Source organism: Dietzia sp. HMSC21D01 (assembly GCF_001815995.1).
Lineage (GTDB): Bacteria > Actinomycetota > Actinomycetes > Mycobacteriales > Mycobacteriaceae > Dietzia > Dietzia cinnamea.
This window is the reverse complement of record NZ_KV823990.1, coordinates 1-10,964: the sequence shown is the minus strand read 5'-3', so window position 1 is coordinate 10,964 and position 10,964 is coordinate 1. Positions and strand designations below refer to the sequence as shown.

Genomic DNA, 10,964 nt, shown 5'->3' with positions numbered 1-10,964 from the left:
AGCGCCCGGGGGTCCCGGTGAGTGCGACGGTGTCCCCGGGCCGCGCGCCGTCGATCCGCAGTGGTCGCGCGCCGCGCGGGAGGGTGCCGAGCGCGGTGACGCCGACGACGACGAGGTCGGCCCTGGTGAGATCGCCGCCCACCACGACGGCACCGGATCGGGCGGCTTCCCCGTGGATCCCCGCGGCGAGGTCCTCGATCTGCCCCATGGTCGTCCCGGCGGGTACGGCGAGGGCGACGAGCACCCGGGTGCAGTCGGCGCCCATCGCCAGGACGTCGGAGACGTTCTGGGCCACCGCCCGGCGCCCCAGGTCGGCCCAGCCGGTGAAGTCCAGTCGGAAGTGGGTGCCCTCGACGAGCATGTCGGTGGTGACCACCGTCGCCTCCGCCGGCCCCAGCACCGCCGCGTCGTCCCCGTTGCCCACGGGATCGTCCGGGTGGCCGTCGCCCGGCCCGCTGAGGACGGCGAGAACCGCCGCCTCCCCCGCCCGTGCGACGGTCAGATCCCGGTCGGGGCTGACCGCATGCATCCAGGTCCCGGCCCGGTCTGACACGGCGGCCACCCCTTTTCCCGTGGAGTCGCACGCCGGGAGCTCCGGCGTGGGTCTGTAGCGTTGCCGTCAGGCTAGCGGCCGCGCCCCGGGGCGGTCGCCGTGGGAGGAAGGACGACGCGACGTGGCTTCGAGGGATTCGGATCCGGCCGACCGGTACGACGCCGGACCGAGGGATGCGGGTACCGCGTCCGCGGCGCCGGTCTCGAAAATCGTGGTGGCGCTCGCCGTCGTCATCCCCCTCGCGATGCTGGCGGTGGTGCTGGTGATGGTGCGCGGCATCGGCGACGAGGCGGCCGAGGAGGCCGCGAGCGAGCCGGTGGCCGCCGTCGCCATCCCGGCCCCGGGCGCGGGGTCCGAGGAGTGCGTCGCCCTGATCGAACAGCTGCCGGAATCGCTCGGCGACGCCGCCCGGGTGGCGCTGGTCGAGCCGGCGCCCGAGGGAACGGCCGCGTACCGGATGCCGGACGCCGAGCCGGTCATCGTGCGGTGTGGGATGCCGGCCCCGCCGACGTTCACGGTCGGCGTCGCGCTGCAGGCGGTCAACGGCGTGCAGTGGTTCAACGAGCCCGATCCGGATCCGGCCGTCACGGCCTCCACCTGGGTAGCGGTCGACCGCCCGCAGTACGTGGCGGTGACCCTGCCCGAGGGCAGCGGCACCGGCCCGATCCAGGATCTGTCCGACGCCATCACCGCCGCGCTCGAGGAGGTCGAGCCGGACCCGGCCCCGGCGGGCTGACCCGCCCGAAGGCGCCCCGACGCCACTCGGCAGGGCCCCACCGCGCCCTGAGGTCAGCCGCGGGCGATCGCGGTGCGGATCAGGGTGTCGAGCAGGCTCTCGTAGTCGACCCCGGTCGCCGCCCACATCTGCGGGTACATCGAGATCGGGGTGAATCCCGGCATCGTGTTGACCTCGTTGATCACCGGTCCCTCGGCGGTGACGAAGAAGTCCACGCGGCTGAGGCCGCGGGCGTCGAGGGCGTGGAACGCCTCGACCGCCAGGGTCCGTAGCTGCTCGGTCTGCTCCGCCGGGAGGTCGGCGGGCAGATCGAAGGTCGTCACGTCGTCGAGGTACTTGGTGTCGAAGTCGTAGAAGGCGTCGCCCTCCGTCTCGCCCTCCACCCCGGTCGGTTCGCCGGGGATGTGCAGCTCGGCCGGCAGGCTCGCCTCGACCCGGCCGTCCGGGTACTCCAACACGCCGCACTCGATCTCGCGGCCGACGATCGCAGCCTCGACGATCACCTTCTCGTCGAAGCGGCGGGCCTCGGCGATCGCGGCGTCGAGGTCGGCCGCCCGAGAGACCTTGGTGATGCCGATGGACGAACCGCCGCGGGCCGGCTTGACGAAGAGCGGCAGCCCGAGACGGTCGCGGTCGGCGGGCGAGAGCGTCGCGGTGCCGGGCCGCAGGACGACCTGACGGCCGATCGGGAGCCCGGCCGCGCCCAGCACGACCTTGGTGAACTCCTTGTCCATCCCCGCGGCGCTGGCGAACACACCCGGCCCGACGTACGGGATGCCGGACAGCTCCAGCAGCCCCTGGATGGTCCCGTCCTCGGCGTGCGTGCCGTGCATGACCGGGAAGACCACGTCCACCCGGGCGATCTCCTGCCCGGCCCGGTCGCCGTCGGCGAACCGCAGCACGCCGCGGTCGTCGGTGGACAGTCCGAGGGCCACCCGCGGACGGCCGGCGTCGACCACGGGCATGATCCGGTCGGCGATGCGCAGGTCCGCCGTGTCGTCGGAGCCGAGGGTCCACGCCCCGGCTTCGGTGATGCCGACGGGGATCACCTCGTAGCGGGAGCGGTCGAGGTGACCCATGACGGCACCGGCGGACACGCAACTCACGGAGTGCTCGGAGCTGCGGCCGCCGTAGAGGACTGCGACGGTGATGCGATTCACCGGGCCGAGGCTACTCGGGCTTGGTGCTGCGTCTCATGAGGCGCACCGCCACCTCCACGGCGTCGCCGCCCTCGTGGCAGATCTCGTGGACGGCCTCGGTGAGCGGCATCTCGACCCCGGCCCGCCGGGCCAGCTCGCGGATCGAGGTGCACGACTTGACCCCTTCGGCGACCTGGCCGTTGGTCGCCCGCTGCGCCTGCTCGAGGGTCTCGCCGCGGCCCAGCCGTTCCCCGAAGGTCCGGTTGCGCGACAGCGGCGAGGTGCAGGTGGCCACGAGGTCGCCCAGCCCGGCCAGCCCGGCGAACGTCATCTGGTTGGCCCCCAGCGCCACCCCGAGCCGGGTGGTCTCGGCCAGCCCCCGCGTGACGAGGGTGGCCATGGTGTTGTCCCCCAGGCCCATCCCGGTGGCGATCCCGCACACCAACGCGATGACGTTCTTGGTGGCGCCGCCGATCTCGCATCCCACGACGTCGGTGTTGGTGTACGGCCGGAAGTACGGGGTGGAGAACGCGTCCTGGAGGCGGGCGGCCCGCTCCTCGTCCGAACACGCGATCACCGTGGCGGCGGGCTGTCCCTCGGCGATCTCGCGGGCGAGATTCGGGCCGGACAGCGCGGCGATGCGGGACTCCGGCAGACCGACGACCTCCGCCACGACCTCGCTGATGCGCATGAGGGTGCCGGTCTCGATGCCCTTGGCCAACGAGATGACGCCGGCGTCGGGCTCGAAGGACCGGACCCAGGTCTCGAGGTTGCCGCGCAGGCTCTGCGAGGGCACGGCGAGCACGACCTCCTCGGCGCCCTCGAGGACCTCCGCCGGATCGGTGGACGCCGACACGCTCGCGGGCAGCACGATGTCGGGCAGGTAGGTCGGGTTGCAGTGCGCGCCGTTGATGTCCGCCGCCACCTCCTCGCGGCGCGCCCACATCACGACCTCGGACCCGGCATCGGCGAGCACCTTGCCGACCGCGGTCCCCCAGGACCCCGCTCCCATCACCGCGATCCGCGCCATCTTCGCCTCCCGGCCCTCGTCGTCCCTGCCCGCCGACCGCGGTGGATCCCGGCAAACGCTACCCGGCGCGGGACGCCGCCGAGGCGCGACTGGCAGGATGGCGGTCGATGAGCACAGCTGAGGGCAGCGCGACCGGCACTGACGGCTGGACGATCGTCGTCCCCGTCAAGGCGCTGGACCGCGCGAAGAGTCGCCTGGACCCGGCTCTGCCGTCGGCCGGGCGGAAAGCCCTGGTGCTGGCGATGGCCACCGACGTGCTGCGCTCTTGCCTCGCCGCCCCCGGTGTCGGTCGGGTCCGCGTCGTCTCGGCCGCCGATCCGCTCGTCCGGGACCTGGCGGCCCGGGTCGGCGCGGAGTTCGTCCCCGAGCCCTCTCTGCCCCGTTCCCACGTCGATCCCCTCAACGCCGCCCTGACGGCCGCGCTCGCCGGCGTCCCCGGACCGGTCGGGGTCGTCGCCGCCGATCTGCCCGAGCTCCGCCCGCATCACCTCGCGCGCATCCTCGCCTCCGCCGAGCGGCATCCCCATTCGACGGTCGCGGACCATCGCGGGGCGGGGACGACGATGGCGTTCTGGACGGGCGCGCCCGACTCCCGGGTGTGCCGGTTCGGCCCCGACTCCGCGGCCCGGTTCCGCGCGGGCGGGGCCGTGACCGTCGGCGTGGCGGCCGATCTCGCCGCGGCGAGCCGGGACGTCGACATCCCTGCCGATCTCGCCACCCTCTCGGCCCGTGACGTCGGCGCCGCCACGGCCGGGGCGCTGCGCGACCCCTCGACACGGCATGCGACACACGCGGACGGGGTATCGGCCACAATGGTGCCGTGACCGTAGAACAGCACGCCCTCCAGGAACTGCCCCGGCCCCGTGACCGTTATCTCAACCGTGAACTGAGCTGGCTGGACTTCAACGCGCGCGTGCTCGCGCTGGCCGGCGAGAAGGGCCTCCCACTGCTGGAGCGGGCCAAGTTCCTCGCGATCTTCGCCTCGAACCTGGACGAGTTCTACATGGTGCGCGTCGCCGGCCTCAAGAGACGTGACAAGACCGGGCTGTCGGTCCGCTCCGCGGACGGCCAGACGCCCGCCGAGCAGCTCGGGCGGATCAGTCTGCGCACGCGCGAGCTGTGCGACGAGCAGACCCGGTTGTTCCGCGACGAGATCCGTCCGGAGCTGGAGGCGAACGGCATCCGGATCCTCCCGTGGTCCGACCTCACCGCGGACGAGAAGTTCTCGCTGGCGGAGCTGTTCCGCAACTCGATCTTCCCGGTGCTCACCCCACTGGCGGTGGACCCGGCGCACCCGTTCCCGTACATCTCGGGCCTGAGCCTCAACCTCGCGGTCATCATCCGCGACCTCGACTCGGGCCAGGAGCACTTCGCCCGGGTCAAGATCCCCCACAACGTCCCGCGCTTCGTCCGGGTGGACCGCGGCGGACCGGACGAGTACTCGTTCGTCCCCGCCGAGGACATCATCGCCGCCCACCTGGGCGAGTTGTTCCAGGACATGGAGGTCGTCGAACACCATGTCTTCCGGGTGACCCGCAACGCGGACATGGAGGTCGAGGAGGACCGCGACGAGGACCTGCTGCAGGCCCTCGAGCGCGAACTGGCGCGCCGCCGGTTCGGGTCGGCGGTGCGGTTGGAGATCGCGGAGGACACGACCCCGCGGATGCTGCGGATCCTGCAGCGGGAACTCGACGTCGACTCCGCCGACGTCATCCGGTTCTCCGGTCTGCTCGACCTCACCGGCCTGTGGCAGATCCACGGACTGGACCTGCCCGACCTCAAGGACCCGCCCATGGTCCCGGCCACTCCCCCGGCCTTCGGCGAGCGGGAAACCGCCCGCAACATCTTCGCCTCGCTCCAGGAGTGCGACGTCCTCGTCGAGCACCCCTACGACTCGTTCGCCACGACCGTGCAGCGATTCATCGAGCAGGCCGCCGCGGACGAGGACGTCCTGGCGATCAAGCAGACCCTGTACCGGACCTCCGGTGACTCCCCCATCGTCAACGCGCTCGTCGACGCCGCGGCGGCCGGCAAGCAGGTGGTCGCGCTGGTGGAGATCAAGGCCCGGTTCGACGAGCAGAACAACATCCGGTGGGCCCGCGAGCTGGAGCAGGCCGGCGTCCACGTCGTCTACGGCCTGCTCGGCCTGAAGACTCACTGCAAGACCTGCCTGGTGGTGCGCAAGGAGGGCGACCGGCTCCAGCGGTACGCGCACATCGGCACGGGCAACTACAATCCCAAGACGGCCCGGCTGTACGAGGACGTGGGGCTGTTCACGGCCGACGAGGAGGTCGTGTCGGACCTGACGGACCTGTTCAACCACCTCACCGGGTTCTCCAACGTGAGCAAATACCGCCGTCTGCTGGTGGCGCCGGAGGGGATCCGCTCCGGCATCATCGAGCGGATCGACCGCGAGATCGCCCTGGTCGAGGACGGTCACGAGGCGGGCATCCGACTCAAGGCCAACGCGCTGGTGGACGAGCAGGTGATCGACGCCCTGTACCGGGCCTCCCAGGCCGGCGTGCCGGTGGAAATCGTGGTGCGCGGCATCTGTTCACTCCGCGCCGGGGTCCCGGGCCTGAGCGAGAACATCCACGTCCGGTCGATCCTCGGCCGCTTCCTCGAGCACTCGCGGATCCTGCACTTCCGTGGTGCGGACGAGGTGTTCATCGGCAGCGCTGACATGATGCACCGCAACCTCGACCGCCGGGTCGAGGTGATGGTCACCGTCACCGACCCCCGCCTCAAGGAGCAGATCCACCGCATCTTCGACTCGGCGCTCGACCCGGCGACCCGCAGCTTCCACCTCCAGCCGGACGCGACCTGGCGACGCATGCCGGCGCCGGAGGACTGGGGCGACTCGGTCGATCACCAGGAGCGAATGGCCTCCCAGCACGCGGGGTTCCGTAACCGATGAGCCCGAAGCCTGGGAAATCCAGGGTCCGCGTGGTCCCGGCCGCCGGAGCGGTCCTGTACCGGATGGACGGCGATTCGCCGCTGTGTGCGGTCGTCCACCGACCGCGCTACGACGACTGGTCGCTCCCCAAGGGCAAGGTCGACGCCGGAGAAGCACTGCCGGTCACCGCTGTGCGCGAGATCGAGGAGGAGACGGGCTTCGCCGCCGAGCTGCGCTCCCGGATCGGGACGACCGCCTACCCCCTCAAGGAGAACACCCGTAAAGAGGTCACCTACTGGTCGGCGCTGGCCACCGGCGGTGACTTCCACCCCAACTCCGAGGTCGACGAGATCCGCTGGGTGCCCGTGGACGAGGCCAAGTGCCTCGTCTCCTACCCGCTCGACCGGAAGATCCTCACCCGCTTCGACGACGCGCCGCGCGCCCGGTCGGTCCTGCTGCTCGTCCGGCACGCCAAGGCGGGGCGCCGGAGCGAGTGGAGCGGTAACGACGACCTGAGGCCGCTGGAGAAGAACGGCCGGGTGCAGGCCGAGATGTTGGCGCCGATGCTGCGGGCGTTCGGTGTCACCCGTCTCCACAGCGCGCCTCGCGTCCGGTGCGAGCAGACGCTCGCGCCGCTGGCCGACGAGCTCGGGGCGTCGATCTCGACCGAGCCGGCGCTGAGCGACGAGGCGTACCTCGACGATCCCGTCGCGGCCGTGTCACGGCTGACCCGGATCGCCGGCGCCGAGGGGATCGCCGCGGTGTCCTCGCAGGGCACAGCCATCCCCGGGATGGTCCGCGATCTGGCCGGGCCGGCCGGCCTCGACGTGGGCGACGCGTCCACGAAGAAGGCCGGCGTGTGGGTGCTGGGGTTCGACGGCGGGACAGTGGTCCACGCCGACTACTACCCGAGCCCCCTGCCGCTGTTCTGAGGCGCGTGCGGCCCCGTCACCGGGCCGCCCGGGCCCGACCGCGGCCGGGCGGCTCAGCTGACCTTGTCGCGGAGGCCGACCCCGTTGGCGTGCAGGCCGCCGAACGACTGATGCGAGCTCGACCGCTTGGCGGCGAGCCGGCCCTCGGGCAGCGTCTCGGTGCCCTGGATGACGGACTTGAAGTACTGACCCGGCCGGAACACCGGCGAGTAGGTCGGCGGGACCGGGATCGACTCCCCGGTGTGGGGGTTGCGCGCGACGCGGGCCGCACGTGCCTTCTTCTCGAAGATGCCGAAGCCCATGATGGTGATGGACTCCCCGGACGCCACCGTCCGCACGATGATGTCGAGGGTGTTCTCCAGCGCCTCGGTGGCGAGCTGGTGGTCTCCGCCCATCCGGTCCGCCAGCTCGGCGATCAGGTCGGCTTTGTTCACGTGGGGATCCCCCTTCGGCTGAGTATGCGTGCGCGGCTTTCGCAACCGCACGGAATGAATATAAGCATAATCACACGGCCGGGCCAGGCGGGGGTCAATTCGGAGGTGACTCCGAAACATTTTTGACGCGCGTCGGTCAGCGGGGCGTGGTGACCGGTTTGAACGCCGGCCGCCGGCTCTCGAACGCCTCGATATCGTCAGCGCGCCGCAGCGTGAGGCCGATGTCGTCGAGCCCCTCCATGAGCCGCCAGCGCGTGTAGTCGTCGATGTCGAACGGTACGGTGACATCGCCCGCGGTGATCGTGCGGGTGACCAGATCCACGGTGAGCTCGATACCCGGTCGCTCGTCCATCACCTTCCACAGGAGCTCGACGTTCTCCTGCTCGACCCGGGCGGCCACGAGGCCGGACTTACCCGAGTTGCCGCGGAAGATGTCGGCGAAGCGGGACGAGACGACCACGCGGAAGCCGAAGTCCATGAGGGCCCACACGGCGTGCTCCCGCGACGAGCCCGTCCCGAAGTCCGGCCCGGCGACCAGGACGGAGGCGCGGTCGTACGGCGGGCGGTTGAGGACGAAGTCCGGCTCGTTCGCCCGCCAGGAGGAGAACAGGCCGTCCTCGAACCCGGTGCGTGTGACGCGCTTGAGATACTCGGCGGGGATGATCTGGTCGGTGTCCACGTTGGAGCGGCGCAGCGGGGCGCCGATGCCGGTGTGGGTGGTGATCGGCTCCATGAGGTGTCAGGCCCCCTTCGCGGGCTCGAGATCGGCGGGTGAGGCGAGGTGCCCGAGCACCGCGGTGGCCGCGGCGACCGACGGGCTGACGAGGTGAGTGCGCGCACCCTTGCCCTGGCGTCCCTCGAAGTTGCGGTTGGAGGTGGACGCGCACCGTTGGCCGGGCAGCAGCGAGTCGGGGTTCATGCCCAGGCACATGGAGCAGCCCGGCTGGCGCCACTCGGCGCCGAACTCGGTGAACACCCGGTCCAGGCCTTCCCGCTCGGCCTGCTGGCTCACCCGCATGGAGCCCGGCACGACGAGCATCCGCACGCCGTCGGCGATCCTCTGCCCGTCGATGACCTCGGCGACGGTGCGCAGGTCTTCGATGCGGCCGTTGGTGCACGACCCGACGAACACGACGTCGACGGGCACCTCGCGCATGGGGGTGCCGGCCCGCAGGTCCATGTACTCCAGGGCGCTCTCGGCGGCGATCCGCGCGCTCTCGTCCGTGAACGACTCCGGGTCCGGGACGGACGCGCCCAGCGGAACGCCCTGACCGGGGTTGGTGCCCCAGGTGACGAACGGGGTGAGCGCCGAGCCGTCGATCACGACCTCGGCGTCGAAGACCGCGTCGTCGTCGGTGCGCAGGCTCTCCCAGTACCGCACGGCCTCGTCCCACTCGTCGCCCGTGGGCGCGTGCGGACGGCCGCGCAGGTAGTCGTAGGTGGTCTGGTCGGGCGCGATCATGCCCGCCCGCGCGCCGGCCTCGATGCTCATGTTGCAGACGGTCATCCGGGCCTCCATCGAGAGCTTCTCGATGGCCTCGCCGCGGTACTCGATGATGTAACCCTGCCCCCCGCCGGTGCCGATCTGGGCGATGACGGCGAGGATGAGGTCCTTGCCCGTGACGCCCGGCTGCAGCTCGCCGGTGACGGTCACGGCCATCGTCTTGAACGGCCGCAGGCTGAGCGTCTGGGTGGCCATGACGTGCTCGACCTCGGAGGTACCGATACCCATGGCGATGGACCCGAACGCCCCGTGGGTGGAGGTGTGCGAGTCGCCGCACACCACCGTCATGCCCGGCTGGGTCAGGCCCAGCTGGGGGCCCACGACGTGGACGATCCCCTGGTCGAGATCGCCCATCGGGTACAGCCGGACACCGAACTCCTCGCAGTTGCGGCGCAGGGTCTCGATCTGGACGCGCGAGGTCTGGTCGGCGATGAGGTTGACGGCGCCGCCGACGATGTCGGTCGGCACGTTGTGGTCCTCGGTGGCCAGCGTGAGGTCCGGGCGGCGGAGCTGACGGCCGGCCAGGCGGAGTCCGTCGAACGCCTGAGGACTGGTGACCTCGTGGATGAGGTGGAGGTCGATGAAGATGAGGTCGGGCCCCCGGGACTCGCCCTCACCCTCTCCGCTGACCACCACGTGGTCGTCCCAGACCTTCTCGGCCAGGGTCCGCGGGCGCGTTCCACCGGTCACGGTCTCAGTCATCACGCCTCCAGTCACATCCCGGATGAGCCTCTGATGGATTCTCACCATGTAGGACGATATAGTCGAACTGTGAGACAGTATAGCGGGATCGGGGTCCTCGACAAAGCGATGACGGTGCTGCACGCGGTGGCCGAGCAGCCCTGCGTCCTGGCCGACCTCTGCGAGCGGACGGGACTGCCGCGCGCCACCGCGCACCGCCTCGCGGTGGGCCTGGAGATCCATCAACTGCTGTCCCGTGACGACGCCGGGGTGTGGAGCCTCGGGCCCGGACTGGCCAAACTCGCGGCGCACGTCTCCGACTCCCTTGCCGACGCCGCCTCCTCGGTGCTGCCGCGGCTGCGCGAGATCACCGAGGAGAGCGTCCAAGTCTACCGCCGGGACGGCGACCGCCGCATCTGCGTGGCCTCGGCCGAGCCGCCGACCGGCCTGCGGGACACGGTGCCCGTCGGTGCGGTCCTGCCCATGAGCCGCGGTTCGGGGGCCAAGGTCCTCGCCGCGTGGGCCGACCCGGCCACGCAGCGCGCGCTCCTGACCGACGCCACGTACACCGAACGCCAGCTGGCGGAGGTCCGCCGGCGTGGCTGGGCGCAGTCCGTCGCCGAGCGGGAGGCGGGCGTGGCCTCGATCTCCGCGCCCATCCGGGACTCGACGGGCACCGTGGTCGCGGCGATCTCGGTCTCCGGTCCGGTGGACCGCATCGGCCGCCGACCGGGCGTGAAGTGGGCCGCCGACCTGCTCACCGCGGCGGACGCGATCCACAAGCGGCTGTAGGGCGGCCTACCGGCACGCGGCCGACCTCAGGCGGGCCGTCGCCCGCGGACGAGCCTGTCCAACGCCCACGGCAGGCTCGAGACACTGGGCTGGCGCACGGCCGCGACGAGGTCGTCGTCGCGGGGATCGACCCGCACCACCTGGACGCCCGGACGCCGCAGTTCGCGGTACGGCCGGGGCTCGGCCCGCGCGTCCACCTCGAACCCCAGGGCGCGGATCTCCGCGCCGAGCGGCGAGTCCGCCGCGAGGGTGGCGACGGGGGTGTCG

The 10,964-nt window shown here is 71.6% G+C and carries 11 protein-coding genes and 1 pseudogene; 5 read left to right on the top strand and 7 right to left on the bottom strand.

The window, feature by feature from the left end:
- On the bottom strand, nt 1-553 hold a 553-nt coding region (locus HMPREF3086_RS12000; RefSeq protein ID WP_246830982.1), incomplete at its 3' end, for a thiamine-phosphate kinase.
- 121 nt (nt 554-674) lie between these two features.
- Between HMPREF3086_RS12000 and HMPREF3086_RS11995 the strand changes: the two genes are divergently transcribed.
- Complete coding sequence (locus HMPREF3086_RS11995) at nt 675-1,289, top strand: DUF3515 domain-containing protein (RefSeq protein ID WP_063973478.1); 615 nt, start codon at nt 675-677, stop codon at nt 1,287-1,289.
- A 53-nt stretch (nt 1,290-1,342) separates the two neighbouring features.
- Here the strand turns inward: HMPREF3086_RS11995 and HMPREF3086_RS11990 are convergent, their stop codons facing one another.
- Both HMPREF3086_RS11990 and HMPREF3086_RS11985 read right to left on the bottom strand, forming a co-directional pair.
- Nucleotides 1,343-2,449: a D-alanine--D-alanine ligase family protein gene (locus HMPREF3086_RS11990; RefSeq protein WP_007633230.1), complete on the bottom strand. Its 1,107-nt coding sequence runs from the start codon at nt 2,447-2,449 to the stop codon at nt 1,343-1,345.
- A 10-nt stretch (nt 2,450-2,459) separates the two neighbouring features.
- Complete coding sequence (locus tag HMPREF3086_RS11985) at nt 2,460-3,458, bottom strand: NAD(P)H-dependent glycerol-3-phosphate dehydrogenase (RefSeq protein ID WP_007633229.1); 999 nt, start codon at nt 3,456-3,458, stop codon at nt 2,460-2,462.
- A 107-nt stretch (nt 3,459-3,565) separates the two neighbouring features.
- On the opposite strand from HMPREF3086_RS11985, the gene cofC reads away from it, so the two are divergent.
- From cofC to HMPREF3086_RS11970, 3 genes are read left to right on the top strand one after another with little or no spacing between them, the layout of a single operon-like run.
- Nucleotides 3,566-4,282 carry a 2-phospho-L-lactate guanylyltransferase gene (gene cofC / locus HMPREF3086_RS11980; RefSeq protein ID WP_061227809.1) on the top strand — a complete coding sequence of 239 codons (717 nt, stop codon included), beginning with the start codon at nt 3,566-3,568 and terminating at the stop codon, nt 4,280-4,282.
- The gene (locus HMPREF3086_RS11975; RefSeq protein ID WP_070722063.1) at nt 4,279-6,375 is read left to right on the top strand and encodes an RNA degradosome polyphosphate kinase; all 2,097 of its coding nucleotides are present in this window, start codon (nt 4,279-4,281) and stop codon (nt 6,373-6,375) included. The genes cofC and HMPREF3086_RS11975 overlap by 4 nt, the downstream gene beginning before the upstream one ends.
- Nucleotides 6,372-7,286: an NUDIX hydrolase gene (locus HMPREF3086_RS11970; protein ID WP_061914400.1), complete on the top strand. Its 915-nt coding sequence runs from the start codon at nt 6,372-6,374 to the stop codon at nt 7,284-7,286. Before HMPREF3086_RS11975 ends, HMPREF3086_RS11970 begins: the two co-directional genes overlap by 4 nt.
- Before the next feature lie 53 nt (nt 7,287-7,339).
- On the opposite strand, the gene HMPREF3086_RS11965 is transcribed toward HMPREF3086_RS11970, so the two are convergent.
- The 3 genes from HMPREF3086_RS11965 to leuC form a co-directional block, all read right to left on the bottom strand.
- Nucleotides 7,340-7,720 (bottom strand): HU family DNA-binding protein, encoded by a 381-nt coding sequence (locus HMPREF3086_RS11965; RefSeq protein ID WP_061227784.1) that lies wholly within the window; start codon nt 7,718-7,720, stop codon nt 7,340-7,342.
- Nucleotides 7,721-7,856: 136 nt separating this feature from the next.
- Nucleotides 7,857-8,453, bottom strand: a complete 597-nt coding sequence (gene leuD / locus HMPREF3086_RS11960) for a 3-isopropylmalate dehydratase small subunit (RefSeq protein WP_061227785.1) — start codon at nt 8,451-8,453, stop codon at nt 7,857-7,859.
- 6 nt (nt 8,454-8,459) lie between these two features.
- On the bottom strand, nt 8,460-9,926 hold the full coding sequence (gene leuC, locus HMPREF3086_RS11955) for a 3-isopropylmalate dehydratase large subunit (RefSeq protein ID WP_061227786.1): 1,467 nt from the start codon (nt 9,924-9,926) through the stop codon (nt 8,460-8,462).
- A gap of 69 nt (nt 9,927-9,995) precedes the next feature.
- On the opposite strand from leuC, the gene HMPREF3086_RS11950 reads away from it, so the two are divergent.
- Nucleotides 9,996-10,697 carry an IclR family transcriptional regulator gene (locus HMPREF3086_RS11950; protein ID WP_061227787.1) on the top strand — a complete coding sequence of 234 codons (702 nt, stop codon included), beginning with the start codon at nt 9,996-9,998 and terminating at the stop codon, nt 10,695-10,697.
- Nucleotides 10,698-10,723: 26 nt separating this feature from the next.
- Here the strand turns inward: HMPREF3086_RS11950 and HMPREF3086_RS11945 are convergent.
- A pseudogene (locus HMPREF3086_RS11945) lies at nt 10,724-10,964 on the bottom strand (ABC transporter substrate-binding protein); the annotation flags it as partial.